Source organism: Paenibacillus sp. sgz302164 (assembly GCF_056120505.1).
On record NZ_JBVYOL010000029.1, the window covers coordinates 24,600 to 38,603 of the forward strand.

12 protein-coding genes are annotated in these 14,004 nt (G+C 56.6%); 11 read left to right on the top strand and 1 reads right to left on the bottom strand.

Going from position 1 to position 14,004, the window contains the following annotated elements:
- Window positions 1-258 precede the first annotated feature (258 nt).
- The 10 genes from AC0LWT_RS32590 (at window position 259) to AC0LWT_RS32635 (ending at window position 11,937) form a co-directional block, all read left to right on the top strand.
- Entirely contained in the window at window positions 259-990 is a 732-nt protein-coding gene (locus AC0LWT_RS32590; protein ID WP_474685460.1) for a FadR/GntR family transcriptional regulator, read from the top strand.
- 111 nt (window positions 991-1,101) lie between these two features.
- Complete coding sequence (locus AC0LWT_RS32595) at window positions 1,102-2,298, top strand: M20 metallopeptidase family protein (RefSeq protein ID WP_474685461.1); 1,197 nt, start codon at window positions 1,102-1,104, stop codon at window positions 2,296-2,298.
- A gap of 27 nt (window positions 2,299-2,325) precedes the next feature.
- Window positions 2,326-3,882: an ABC transporter substrate-binding protein gene (locus tag AC0LWT_RS32600; RefSeq protein WP_474685462.1), complete on the top strand. Its 1,557-nt coding sequence runs from the start codon at window positions 2,326-2,328 to the stop codon at window positions 3,880-3,882.
- 87 nt (window positions 3,883-3,969) lie between these two features.
- Complete coding sequence (locus tag AC0LWT_RS32605) at window positions 3,970-4,887, top strand: ABC transporter permease (RefSeq protein WP_474685463.1); 918 nt, start codon at window positions 3,970-3,972, stop codon at window positions 4,885-4,887.
- A 50-nt stretch (window positions 4,888-4,937) separates the two neighbouring features.
- Window positions 4,938-5,834 (top strand): ABC transporter permease, encoded by an 897-nt coding sequence (locus AC0LWT_RS32610; RefSeq protein WP_474685517.1) that lies wholly within the window; start codon window positions 4,938-4,940, stop codon window positions 5,832-5,834.
- 25 nt (window positions 5,835-5,859) lie between these two features.
- Window positions 5,860-6,837: an ABC transporter ATP-binding protein gene (locus AC0LWT_RS32615; protein WP_474685464.1), complete on the top strand. Its 978-nt coding sequence runs from the start codon at window positions 5,860-5,862 to the stop codon at window positions 6,835-6,837.
- Window positions 6,834-7,823, top strand: coding sequence for an ABC transporter ATP-binding protein (locus tag AC0LWT_RS32620; RefSeq protein ID WP_474685465.1), 990 nt, complete (start codon window positions 6,834-6,836; stop codon window positions 7,821-7,823). The genes AC0LWT_RS32615 and AC0LWT_RS32620 overlap by 4 nt, the downstream gene beginning before the upstream one ends.
- 34 nt (window positions 7,824-7,857) lie before the next feature.
- Complete coding sequence (locus AC0LWT_RS32625; RefSeq protein ID WP_474685466.1) at window positions 7,858-8,670, top strand: carbon-nitrogen hydrolase family protein; 813 nt, start codon at window positions 7,858-7,860, stop codon at window positions 8,668-8,670.
- Window positions 8,671-8,693: 23 nt separating this feature from the next.
- Window positions 8,694-9,914, top strand: a complete 1,221-nt coding sequence (locus tag AC0LWT_RS32630) for a trans-sulfuration enzyme family protein (protein WP_474685467.1) — start codon at window positions 8,694-8,696, stop codon at window positions 9,912-9,914.
- Between the two features lie 55 nt (window positions 9,915-9,969).
- Window positions 9,970-11,937, top strand: coding sequence for a S9 family peptidase (locus AC0LWT_RS32635; RefSeq protein ID WP_474685468.1), 1,968 nt, complete (start codon window positions 9,970-9,972; stop codon window positions 11,935-11,937).
- Between the two features lie 437 nt (window positions 11,938-12,374).
- On the opposite strand, the gene AC0LWT_RS32640 is transcribed toward AC0LWT_RS32635, so the two are convergent.
- Entirely contained in the window at window positions 12,375-12,827 is a 453-nt protein-coding gene (locus AC0LWT_RS32640; RefSeq protein WP_474685469.1) for a hypothetical protein, read from the bottom strand.
- 231 nt (window positions 12,828-13,058) lie between these two features.
- Between AC0LWT_RS32640 and AC0LWT_RS32645 the strand changes: the two genes are divergently transcribed.
- Window positions 13,059-13,958, top strand: a complete 900-nt coding sequence (locus AC0LWT_RS32645) for an alpha/beta hydrolase family protein (protein WP_474685470.1) — start codon at window positions 13,059-13,061, stop codon at window positions 13,956-13,958.
- The last annotated feature ends 46 nt before the right edge of the window (window positions 13,959-14,004 follow it).

A 14,004-nucleotide genomic window follows, 5' to 3' on the forward strand; every position in this document is an offset into this window, starting at 1 on the left:
GAAATCCATCATACCAACGTGAGATTTAAGTGATATAATGTAACATCACCACTTCATTTTTATTTCAAAAGTTGGTTGCGCCCTTTGGCTTCAGCTGGCAGCTCTATTCGTCAGCTTTTATTCGTGTGAAATATGTTGACACTATTTTTTTCGATCCTTTATAATTTCTTCATAAGGAAGTCCCTCTTTTTTTTGGCTTTTTTAATGGTTTAAGGTTTGGACCTTAATGTATTATTTCACTGATAGCGGAGGGGTCGGATGCAGTCGACGGATACGCTGCAATTCCAAAAGGTATCGCCCAAAAAGGTCAGCGATTTTATTTTGGAGCAGTTGGAAGAAGCGATTATTTTGAAAGAGTTTTTGTCGGAGGAGCAGCTGCCCACGGAAAGGGAGCTGGCTTCCATGTTCAATGCCAGCCGGCTGGCGGTCCGGGAAGCCTTGTCCCAGCTGGAAGCGAACGGGCTCATCGAAAAACGGCTCGGCGCAAAAGGCGGGACGTTCGTCCTTCCGCTGACGATGAACTCGCACCGCCGCAACCGCGCGGAGATTCGGAAGAGCTGGGACCAGATGCTGAAGGTGTTCGAGTTCCGCTCGATCATCGAGCCTGAAGCGGCCCGCCTGGCAGCGGAGCGGATCGCCCCCGGCGACATCGGCCAACTGCGGGGCTACGTCGAGAAAAGCATGGAAGAAGATTGCGAACGCGAAATGTTCCGCTCGCTCGACGTCAAATTCCATCTGCTGATCGCCAAAGCGTCGGGCAACGTTTATTTCGAAAGGGCGGTTCGGCAAATCCGCACCAAAATCAATCCTGCGCTCGATCTGATGCCTTACAGCCCGAGCGTGAAGCTCGCCAGCTACGACAAGCACACCGTGCTGCTCGAAGCGCTTCAGGCGGGCGACGGAACGAAAGCGCGGGACATTATGAAGCAGCACATCGACAATACGGCGTCCGCCATTTATGCCAGAGTGTTCGGCGATACGGCGCCGTAAGTCGTGCTGTGAGCCTGTCCGGCGGAGCCTTTTTCCACCGGCGTCATCGGACAGACTCCTATGTACTGCATAAGCAATCATAGAACGAGCATCATTCGGGAGGTAGTTGTTGTGGAGCTTGATAAGTTGGTTGATTTGGCGGGAAATTTAAAAGAACAGGTCGTCGCATGGCGGAGGGATTTTCATCAGCATCCGGAGACGGGTTACGAGGAGTTCCGCACTTCCGGCATCGTCGCCGACCATTTGGCGAGCCTGGGCCTTGAGGTGCAGCGCAACGTCGGCAAAACCGGCGTCATCGGGCTGCTCAGAGGCGAGGAACCCGGACCTACGATCGGACTGCGGGCCGATATGGACGCGCTGCCGATTCAAGATCAGAAGACCGCGCCCTACTGTTCGCAGGTGCCCGGCAAAGGGCATCTGTGCGGACATGACGCCCATACCAGCATGCTGATGGGCGCCGCCCAGCTTCTCGCCGGGCTCGGCAAGCCGAAACGCGGCAACATTAAGTTCATCTTTCAACCGGCCGAGGAAGGGCTTGCGGGTGCCAAAGCGATGATGGACGACGGAGCGCTCGACAATCCGAAAGTGGATGCGATGGCCGGGCTCCACGTCTTCCCGGCTTTGCCGACGGGCTCCCTGTCCGTAACCAAAGGCGTCGCTTTTGCCTCGGCCGACAGCCTGTACATCAAAATCATCGGCAAAGGCGGACATGCCGCCCGGCCTCACGAAGCGGTCGATTCCATCACCGTTGCCGCCCAGGTCATTTCCGCCTTGCAGCACATCGCAAGCCGCCTGGTCGATCCGCTCGACACGGTCGTCGTCACGATCGGCAAAATTCAAGGCGGCTATATGGGCACAGCCATCGCCCCGGAAGTTGAAATGACCGGGACGATCCGGACGCTGAATCCGGCGCTGCGCAAGCAAATGCCCGGTCTCGTCGAGAACATCGTCCGCGGTGTGACCCAGTCCTTCGGCGCCGACTACGAGCTGAAGTTCAATATGGGCTACCCGATGGTCATCAACAACGACGATATGGTCGATTTTATGACCCGAACCAGCGAGCAGGTGCTAGGCGGAAAAAAATGGACGTACGTCAATCCTTCGACCGGCGGGGAAGATTTCGCTTTTTATTCCGAAGCCGTGCCGAGCGTGTTTTTCCGTCTGGGTGTCAGCAACGATCAGGAATACACCGGCTATCCCCTGCATCACCCCAAATTCGATCTGGACGAAAACGCGCTCCCTTACGGAGTCGCCATGCTTTCGGCCTTAGCGCTTTCGTACCTCGCGGATTCAACGCAAGCCAAATAAACAGCACCGAAAGGGAGGTCGTTTCATTTGAAATGTTTTTACGCAAAAGGGTTAACCGCCGTTCTGGCCGCCATGCTCGCCGTAACCGGCTGCAGCACGGGAGCAGGCAAAGAAGGCGCCGCCGACGCATCGCCGAAAGCTTCGGCCAGCGCAGGCGGGCAAGTTCTGACCATCGCCAACAGCACCGACATCGAGAGCTTCGACGCGCACAATAACAACAACACGCAGAGCGAGGCCGTCCTGGTCAATGTGTTCGATTATTTGATCAAGAACGACAGCTCGCAAAAGAAAGTCCCCTCCCTGGCCACTTCCTGGGAAAAAGTCGATGACACCACTTGGAGATTCAAGCTGCGTCAAGGCGTCAAATTCCATAACGGCGATCCGTTCACTGCCGCCGACGTGAAATTTTCCCTGGAGCGCGTCGCTAAGGACGGCAAGCTCAAGCAGAACACCTACTACAAAAACTTTAAAGAAGTCAAAATCGTTGACGATTACACCGTCGATATCATTACAACGGAACCCGATCCGCTGATGCTGAACCGCTTGTCCCGCATGGGCGCCGATATGCTGCCGTCCAAATATATTCAGGAAAAAGGCGTCGACGCATTCCTGAAAGAACCGGTCGGCACCGGCCCGTACAAATTCAGCAAATGGACGAAAGACGACCGCATCGAGCTGGTCAAAAACGCCGACTATTTCGGCGGAGCGCCGAAATGGGACAAAGTCGTTTTCCGCTCGATTCCCGAAGCTTCCACCCGGGTATCCGAACTGATCGCGGGCGGCGTCGATATCGCAGCAGGCGTGCCTGCGACGGACATCAAACGCATCGAAGGCTCCGGCAATAAAGTGGCCCAGGCTACGATCCAAAGGGTGCTGCATATCATCATGCGGACGACGCCCGGCACTGTAACCGCCGATCCGAAAGTTCGCGAAGCCATGGATCTGGCCATTAACAACAAGGCGATCATCGACAGCGTCGCAGGCGGTGCGGGCATTCCTACAAGAACCTCCGTTACGCCGGGCAATTTCGGCGCCGATCCGAGCTTGTACAACCAATATGTATACGATTTGGACCGCGCCAAAGCGCTGCTGAAAGAAGCCGGCTATGCAAACGGCGGACCTGAAGTCACCTTCTCCTCCTCCGTCGTATATAAGGAAATTGCCGAAATGACCGCCGCCATGCTGACGGAAGCCGGCTTTAAGGTGAATCTGGAAATTTTGGAAGCAAGCAAATTCAGCGAAAAATTGAATTCCAAAAAATTCAACGAGCTGTTCCTGCTCGGCGTCGGCAACTCGCTGTTTGACGCGTCGAACAACTACAACCGGTTTAAATTCGCCAATGCCAAGGGCGAGACGGATTACAACAACCCTGAAGTCGAGCAATTGCTGCAGGCTGCCGATAAGAACATGAGTCCCGAAGACCGGGAAAAACAATTCCAAAAAGTGCAGCAAATATTAGCCGTCGACAGACCGACCATTTACCTGTACCAAATGAAAGGCATCTACGGCATCGGCTCCAAAGTCGATTACACGCCGAGACTGGATGAAATGTATTTTGCCGAAGACGTTACACCTAAGAAATAACCGGATTGCACCGCATGAAAAGGGAGGATCAGCCTTATGTTCCTCCCTTTGCGTTTAGGATGACCATTTGGGAGGGAGGCGCTGTCCTTGGGTAAATATATCGTCAAGTCGCTGCTGCAAATGGTTCCCGTGCTTTTTTTGATCTCGACGATCGTCTTCATTCTCGTGCACGTCACAGGAGATCCCGTGTCTCTGATGCTGCCGGAGACGGCTACGGAGGAAGACCGCGCGGTGTTGTCCAAAGCGCTCGGACTTGACCAGCCTTTATACGTTCAATTCGGCTTGTTTTTAAACAGCGTGCTGCACGGTGAGTTCGGCAGGTCCTTTCACTACGGCCAGCCGGCGCTGCCGCTGGTGCTGGAGCGCTTGCCGGCCAGCTTCGAGCTGGCGCTTGCGGCCATGGTGATCGCAACGGCTATGGCCGTGCCGCTCGGCATCATTTCTGCGATCAAGCGCAATACGTTCCTTGACTTGTTCATTTCCGGCATCTCCGTGCTGGGCAAAGCGATGCCTAACTTTTGGACGGGCATTATGCTCATCCTGCTATTCTCCGTCATGCTGGGCGTATTCCCCGTATCGGGAAGAGGCGGGTTCGGGCATTTGGTTCTGCCTGCCGTTACTTTGGGAGCCGGCGTCGCCGCTCAGATGACGCGCCTCATCCGCTCCAGCATGCTGGAAATTTTGAATCAGGAGTACATTCGAACCGCCCGAAGCAAAGGTCTGCTGGAAACGATCGTCATCTGCAAGCACGCTTTCCGCAACGGCCTGATTCCGGTAGTGACCATCATGAGCCTGCAATTTACGAGCTTGATCGGCGGCACGCTGATTACGGAAACGGTCTTTTCCTGGCCCGGGCTCGGGCAGCTGCTCGTCTCTGCGGTGAACACGCACGATATGGCGATCGTACAGGCGGCGGTTTTTATTATCGCCATCATCGTCATCCTCGGCAATCTGGCGACGGATCTGGTTTACCGCTTTCTGGACCCTCGTATTAAATACAACTAGCGAAAGGGGGAAGCGCCTTGGCCTTGTCAGCGGAAACGCAGCCCGGAAGCTTGCCGCCAGATCATTCGAAAGACCGCGCCAAACCCGGGCGGATCAAGCATTGGTTAAAGCTTCTGCTCAAAAGCAAAACCGGCACCGTAGGCGCCGTGCTGGTCGCCGCCGTATGCCTCGTCGCGCTGCTGGCGCCCGTGCTGGCGACGCACGATCCCGCCAAAGTGAATCCGATGCAAAGATTGCTGCCCCCGATGTGGCTGGAGCGGGGAACCGCGGATCATATACTCGGGACGGATAATCTCGGCAGAGACATATGGAGCCGCATCGTGTACGGTTCACAGGTATCGCTGATCGTCGGCATCTGCGCCGTCGTCGTGTCCGGAGCGATCGGCGCCGTGCTGGGGCTGATTGCGGGTTATTACGGCAGATGGATGAATACGGTCATCATGCGGGTGGCCGATTCATTCATGGCAATCCCTTCCATTCTGTTCATGCTCGTCGTGCTTGCCGTGTTGGGGCCCGGGCTCGGAACACTCATCTTCGTCATCGGAGTTACGAACTGGGTCTCTTACGCCAGGGTCGTCCGCGGCGAAGTGCTGAGCGTGAAAGAGCGGGATTTCGTCAGAGCGGCCAAAGCGGTGGGCGCGAAAGATTTTAGAATTATTTTCACCCATATTTTGCCTAATGTGCTCTCCTCTTTCATTATCATTTCTACTATGAGCGTCGCGACGACGATTATTATGGAAGCCTCGCTAAGCTTTCTCGGTCTCGGCATCAAGCCTCCGACCGTGTCTTGGGGAGGCATGTTAAGCGATGGCCGGCAGTATTTGGCAACCAGTTGGTGGGTGGCCACATTCCCGGGATTGGCGATTACGGTCACAGTACTGGGCGTCATCTTTTTGGGCGACTGGCTGCGGGACGTGCTGGACCCTCGCATGAAGACGAAAGAATAACATTACGAAGCGGGGGGAACCGAGTATGACAACGAGCTTGCTCGAAGTGAAAGGGCTGAAAACGTATTTTACGACCGACGAAGGCGTCGTGCCGTCCGTTAACGGCGTAAGCTTCTCCGTCGCGCCCGGCGAAACTTTGGCTATCGTAGGGGAATCCGGCTGCGGCAAAAGCGTCACTTCCCTGTCGATCATGCGGCTCGTCGCTTCGCCGGGAGAAATCGTCGGCGGCGAAATCCGCTTTGAAGGCCGCGATTTGCTCAAGCTGTCGCGCCAGGAGATGCGCAAGCTGCGCGGCAGCGAAATTTCGATGATTTTTCAGGAGCCGATGACTTCCTTGAACCCGGTTTTTACGATAGGCAATCAGGTTGGCGAAGTGATCCGGCAGCATCAGCGCGCGAGCAAGCAGGAAGCCAAGCGGAGAAGCGTCGAGCTGCTTGAGCGCGTCGGCATCGCCAATGCCGCCAAAGTGGCCGCCAGCTTCCCGCATCAGCTATCCGGAGGCATGCGGCAAAGAGTCATGATCGCCATGGCGCTCGCCTGCCGTCCGAAGCTGCTGATCGCCGACGAGCCGACCACTGCGCTGGACGTAACGATTCAGGCGCAAATTTTGGAGCTGATCGCTACGTTAAGCAAGGAGCAAAACACCGGCGTCATCCTCATTACGCACGATCTCGGCGTCGTCGCGGAGATGGCGGACCGGGTGGCGGTCATGTACGCCGGCGAAATCGTCGAAGAAGCTTCCGTATATGACCTGTTCGCGCATCCCGGGCATCCGTATACGATCGGTCTCCTCGGCTCGCTGCCCAAATTGAACGAACAAAAGGATGAGCTCGATTCGATTCCCGGCATGGTGCCGAACCTGCTGCACATGCCGAGCGGCTGCGCCTTCCATCCGCGCTGTCCGTACGCCGACAGCCGGTGCTCGGCCGTCAAGCCGGAGCTGGAACTCAAAAAGGACGGGCACCGGGTCAGATGCCTGCGCGCCGAGGAGGTGTCGTTATGAGCGAAGCCAAAGAACGGAGCCTGCCGCTGCTTAGCGTAAACGGGCTAAAAAAATATTTCCAGCTCAAGCAGGGCATTTTCTTCAAAAAGACGGGATACGTCCGCGCTGTGGACGGGCTCACTTTCGACGTGTATCCGGGTGAGACGCTCGGCATCGTAGGCGAATCCGGGTGCGGCAAATCGACGATGGGGCAAATGATCGCCCAACTGCTGGAGCCTACCGCAGGAGAAATCCGGTTTGACGGCCGGCAGTTGGGCGAGCTGAACGAAGCGGAAATCCGGCACGTCCGGCGGGATTTACAAATCGTGTTCCAGGACCCTTTCGCCTCGCTAAATCCGCGGATGCGGGTGTTCGACCTTGTCGCCGAGCCGCTCAAAGTACATCATATCGCCAAAGGCCGGGAGCTGCGGGACATGGTTATCGAGCTGCTCGAAACCGTCGGGCTCGGCGCGTACCACATCGACCGCCATCCGCACGAATTCAGCGGCGGCCAGCGGCAGCGCATCGGCATTGCCAGGGCGCTCGCCCTGAAGCCGAAGCTGATCGTCTGCGACGAGCCCGTATCGGCGCTCGACGTCTCGATCCAGGCGCAAATTCTCAACCTGCTGAAAAAGCTGCAAAAGCAGTTTCAGCTGACTTACATTTTCATCGCGCACGGCTTGCCGTCCGTGAAACATATCAGCGACCGCATCGCCGTCATGTACTTGGGCCGGATCGTGGAGTTGGCCGACCGCGACGATTTGTTTGCAAGGCCGCGCCATCCGTACACGGAAGCGCTGCTTTCCGCGGTTCCGGTTCCCGATCCGACGCTGCGCAAGAAGCGCGTTTTGCTCACCGGCGAGCTGCCCAATCCGGCCAATCCGCCGCAGGGCTGCGCGTTCCATCCCCGCTGCCCGTACGCCAGCGATTTGTGCCGGCAGCAAGCGCCGGTGCTGGAAGGAGGCGCGCATTCCGTCGCCTGTCACCACCCGTTAAACGGCGAGTAACCCATTTGCACAAATAAGGAGCTGTGAGGATAAAATGGCTTTTCAACTGGTTATGGCGCAATTGATCTCCACCGACGACAAGCATATCAACCTGAAAAAAGCGGAGGCCGCCGTTCAGGAGTCGGTCTCCGTGCACGGCGCGCAATTGATCGTATTTCCCGAAGTGTTCATGAGCCATTTCCCTATCGGCACGCCCAAGGACGTTTCTTTAAAAGATGCGGAGCCTGTTGACGGCCCTTTCGTTCAAGGGATGGCGCAGCTCGCAAGAGCTCACGGCGTCTGGCTTATTTTCGGCATGCGGGAAGCGGTGGAAGACCCTCAAGAGGAACGCGTCTACAACACGACCGTAGTCGTCGATTCGAACGGTGCGGTGGTCAGCGTGTACCGGAAAACGCATCTGTTCGACGCCTTCGGCTATAACGAATCGCGCAACATCAAGCCGGGCGACGCGCTTTTCAAACCGATCGACACACCTTTCGGCAAAATCGGCCTGTTCGTCTGCTACGAGCTGCGATTTCCGGAAATTGCCCGCTACCAGGCGATGCACGGCGCGGACATCATCATCGTTCCTTCAGGCTGGGTGCGTGGCCCGATGAAGGAAATGCATTGGACCAATCTCGTCACGACAAGAGCGATCGAGAATACGGTCTTTGTCGTCGCGTGCGATAAAATCAGCGATAACTTTTACATCGGGCAAAGCCTCGTCGTCGATCCGATGGGCGTTACGATGGTCGCCGGGCCCGAGACCGAAGCGCTCATCCCGTGCCGCATCGATCTCAAACGGGTCGAAGAGGTGCGCGCGAAGCTGCCTTCCTATGTGCACCGGAGACCTGAGCTTTACGAATAAACCCCATGAACGGAGGGAACCCGATGAAAGAAGGCTGGACATTCGACACTTTGGCGATTCATGCCGCGCAAAAACCGGACGACCGGACGGGAGCCGTCTCCCAGCCTGTCGTCCCCGCCGTCGCCTACGCGTTTCCGGACGTTGAAACGGCTGCGGCCGTCGTAGCCGGAAGCATGCCCGGAACGTATTACGGCCGATACGGGAACCCTACGACCCGCGCGCTGGAAGAAAAAATAGCCCTGCTCGAAGGCGGAGAAGACGCCGTCGGGCTGAGCAGCGGAATGGCCGCGGTTTCCGCGGCTCTTTTGGCTTTTTTGCAGCATGGGGACCATGTCGTCGTAACCAAGGACGTTTACGGGGGAACTTACAATTTTATGACGCTGCTCGCTCCCCGCTTCGGCATTGAGTGCGATTTTGCCGACTGTACGCATCCGGACAGCGTGCTGGCCGCCATCAAGGAAAACACCAAAGCGATTTATGTGGAAACCCCTTCCAACCCCAGGCTCACGGTGCTGGATCTGGCCCAGCTTTCCTCCATCGCCCGGAAATTTCATATTCCGCTCATTGTCGACAATACGTTTATGACGCCATGCTTGCAGCGGCCTCTGGAGCTCGGTGCGGATGTGGTCGTGCACAGCGCTACGAAATATTTGAACGGCCACGGCGATGTGCTGGCAGGCCTGGTCGTAGGCCGTAAAGACGTTATCGATTTTATCCGCAAGCGGATTGCCGGGGATCTCGGACAGCATTTGAACGCATGGGACGCGTTCCTCATTCTCCGCGGGCTGAAGACGCTGGGCATCCGGGTCAGAACGCACTGCGACAATGCGATGAAGGTCGCCGCCTACCTGGACGGCCACCCGCAGGTCGAAGCCGTTTATTACCCCGGGCTTCCCTGCCATCCCCAGCACGCGCTGGCCAAGGCGCAGATGCAAGGCATGGGAGGCATCGTCTCCTTCGAGGTGAAAGGCGGCCTGGAAGCCGGCAAAGCTTTCATCAACCGGCTGCGCCTGGCTCTGATTTCTTTCAGTCTCGGAGACCCGGAAACGCTCGTTCAGCATCCGGCTTCCATGACCCATTTCTCGATCCCGGAGCGGGAAAGGCAGCGTTTTGGCATCACGGACGGCCTGATCCGGCTTTCCGTCGGTTTGGAAAGCGCGGCGGACATTATCGCGGATTTGGAGCAGGCCTTAGCGCCCGCCGCCGGCGAAAAGAAGGGCCGGGTCATCAGCCAGGCGCTTTGATCCCCGGAAGGCGGAAATGCAAGGCCACGAAACGGAAACAGAGGCGGAGGCGAGCATGCTGAAACGAAAAATAACAACGGAAGATTTGTACGAATACCGGTGGATCGCCGACCCGGCAGTCAATTCGGCTGCCGGCCTGGTTGCCTACACGCACAAAACGATCGAGCGCGATAAAAATGACTACCGGACGTCCATTCGGGCCGTCGGGCTTGACGGCAGCGGCGACCGCGCTTTTACGTGCGGCGCCGGAGACGGAGCCCCCGCCTGGTCGCCGGACGGCGGGTCGCTCGCCTTTTTGCGCGCCGCCGCCGGAGCGGCGGGCCGGCAGATCTGGCTCCTGCCCGCGCAAGGCGGGGAGGCTCGCCCGCTGACCCGTGCGAAGCACGGCGTCAGCGCGTTCGTCTGGGCGCCGGACGGGCAGGCCATCGCCTTCACGGCGCGGGCCACGGCCGCCGGGGAAGAAGCGGCCGCGCCCGACCAGGTGCGCGTCATTGACCGCACAAGCCCGAAAGCCGAAGGCTCCGGCTGGTGGGACGGCTTGTACGCGCACCTGTTCGTGCTCGATGTGCGCAGCGGCCGCATCGCGCAGGTCACGTCCGGAGCCTATGACGCGGCTCAGCCGTTTTGGCTGCCGGACGGGCAAAGGCTCGGCTTCCTGGCCAAAATCGCGGCCGATCCCGCCCAGGACATCGACCTGTTGGCCTTCAACGATGTGTACACCGTCCGCGCCGATGGCAGCGAGCTCGTGAAGCATACGGACTCGACTTTACTTATCAGCCAAGCCTGCTGCTCCCTGGACGGCAGAACGATCGCCCTCATCGCGAACGACCGCGCTTACGGCAGCGCTACGCACAACCGGATTTTTTTCGTTCGGGAGGACCGCCTTTCCTGCATAACCGGGCTGCTGGAGATGCAGATCGGCAATTTTGCGCTTAGCGATATGAAAGCCATCGCGGCCTGTCCCCTGATTTTTGCCGACGACTCCTCCGTGCTTGCGCTTGGTTCTCTGCACGGCAGCGTGCACGTCTACCGCTTTTACGAAGATGGCTCCTTTGAGCAAATAACCGCCGGGGACAGAGACGTGTACCAATTCGGCGTTACGGCCGATGGACGGCATTTGATCGCCGCCTCCACCGAACCTTTGCTGCCGGGCGATTTGTACAGGATCGATTTACAGACGCGCGAAGAACTCCGGTTGACGGCAAGCAATGACGCTTTTTTGGAGCAGCTTGAGCTGAGCCGCCCTTCTTCGTTCTGGTTCAAAACTTCGGATAACTGGGACGTCCAGGGCTGGATCATGACGCCTCCGGATATGGAGCAGGACCGGAAATACCCGCTCATTTTGCAAATTCACGGGGGCCCTCACGCCTTGTACGCCAACGATTACAGCCATGAGTTTCAGACACTGGCGGCGCAAGGATACGTCGTTCTTTATACGAACCCGCGGGGCAGCTTCGGCTGCGGCCAAGACTTTGTGCGCGCCTGCCGGGGCGATTTTGGAGGGCGGGATTATGAGGATTTAATGGATGCTGTCGATTACGCGCTGGGCCATTTCGGCTTTATCGATGAAACGCAGCTGTATGTGACAGGCGGCAGTTACGGGGGATTCATGACCAACTGGATCGTGGGCCAAACCCGGCGGTTTCGCGCCGCAGTCACGGATCGGTCGATTTCGAACTGGCTCTCCTTCTACGGCATGAGCGATATCGGCATCTCTTACACCGAAGGGGGAATCGAAGGAAACCCTTGGGACGATCCCGAAAAGCTGTGGAAACGCTCGCCTCTCGCTTACGTGAAGCAGATCGAAACGCCGCTGCTGATTCTACATGGCGAGCAGGACCACCGCTGCCCCATCGAGCAGGGCGAACAGCTGTACGTCGCCTTGAAGCGCCTCGGCAAACGCACGCAGTTCGTCCGCTTCCCGAACGCCAACCATACGCTGCTGAAAAGCGGCAAGCCTTCGCTGCGCGTCGAGCGCCTGAACCGGATCATCGCCTGGTTCAACGACGACCGGGTCGCGTGAGCGCGCGATGTGAAAAGACGCCTGCACAACCACTTCCGCAAGTGGGGGTTGGGGCGTCTTTTTTCCGATGCCGGCGCGGAAAACCCGCTCGCTAACGGGGCCGGCCGGCTGGTTGTGCACTACTTGGCAGCGCAGGTGCGCCGCGCCGTACCTTCCAGCGCGCGGTGTTGCGCTGCATGACGGCGATCGGTCGACCACGTCCCGTCGGGTGCCCCGGATGTGGGCAAACTCGCCCACTACTGGCTGCACATCTGCTTTGCGACGTTGGGAGCAGAAAAACTGCAAAAGTCAGGCTGTTGAGAAACCCCCTTTTTTCCTGGATGCTCAAAAAAAGCACCAAAAGCATGAGCCAAATACCCCTCTCAGATCGTTTTAAATCAATTTTTTCTCTTCAAGATGAGTGCCCCCACATAAAAATTGATCTGAGAGGAAACCCGTTAGACTTTCTCAACAGCCTGAAAAGTGCAGGTTTTTTCGCCTTGCTGCGCTTGTCTCGAACAATTCCTGCAAATGTGCAGGCTTTTTCGCTCAATGCGGGGCTCAGGGCCATTTTCACCAGGAATTCCTGCACAATCGCAGGCTTTTCCGCCAAATGGGCCACATTCACGAAAAAAGCCTGTACTTTCGCAGGCTTTTGGCTTGCCAACCTGCTGGCTAACTGCAACACAGGTGCAGAAAAACTGCAAAAGTGCAGGTTTTTTCGCCTTGCTCCGCTTGTCTCGAACAATTCCTGCCAATGTGCAGGCTTTTTCGCTCAATGCGGGGCTCAGGGCCATTTTCACCAGGAATTCCTGCACAATCGCAGGCTTTTCCGCCAAATGGGCCACATTCGCGAAAAAAGCCTGTACTTTCGCAGGCTTTCGGCTTGCCAACCCGCTGGCTAACCTCATGGGGTTCCTCCCGCCTCCAGCTTCAATCCTAATCCTCGTATGGAATGGCTGCGAACTCTGCGTGTATAATCACTTTGTCTGGATTGAACAGGAAAAGGGAACTATTCCCGAAGGAATGGTTTGTACAGTGTTTCCCTCCAGTTCGTATGCCCTATTCACTCATACAGGGTTCTTTGCATAAATTAATGGATACGTTTAGCATTGGATGAAGTTCGAGGAGATGACATAAATATGCAAGAAGAGAAAGAAGTGAACAGAAGTCTGCTTGCCGGCTGCCGGGAGGTTGAACTCGTCGATGAGCAAACAGGTGTAACATTTCCTATGATAGTTATGTACCCGACATGTACTCCTGAAAAAACCGAAAGACTAGGCCCCTACTATTTGGATGTTTCGAAAAACGCCACACCGCAAGAAAGCGTATTCCCCTTGATTTTAATCTCTCACGGCAACGGCGGTTCGCCTCTTGTCTATCGGACGCTTGCCCGCCATTTGGCGCGTAACGGGTTTATCGTAGGCATACCTGAACACCCCTTCAACAATGTGAAAAATAACACCATGGCAAATACGGTCGAGAACCTGACCCAAAGACCCCGGCATATTCGGGCGGCTGTCGATTGGTTTTTCAGCAGCAAGGATTTTGCGGGTGTTTTAAAACCGGGTGCCGTTTCGCTAATCGGGCATTCCATGGGCGGATACTCGGCCTTGGCAGCAGCGGGAGGCGTGCCGACTTCGTTCCCGAATGAGTCTGCGGACGGGCAATCCCATCACATCCATGTTACACCCGAGCCCAGAATCAAATCATTGGTTCTTTTGGCACCGGCATCCGTCTGGTTTAAAGCCGATGGCGCATTGAATGCGGTCGACATCCCCATTTTCATGCTCGCTGGAGAAAAGGATTCCTTTACGCCTTATTTTCATGTACAAATTATTTTGAACGGGGTCCCCGATCGTGAAAAGGTTCAACACAGAATCGTTGAGAATGCCGGGCATTTTTCATTTCTGAGCCCATTTCCGGAAGCCATGACTAATCCATCTTTTCCTCCCTCGCAAGACCCGCCGGGCTTTAATCGCGAGAGCTTCCAGCATGAATTAAACGTGGAGATCACAGATTTTTTGCTGCGTACCACATAAAACGATACAATACTCCGGAGAAAAATGCGGGGCAAAGGTTTGCTGG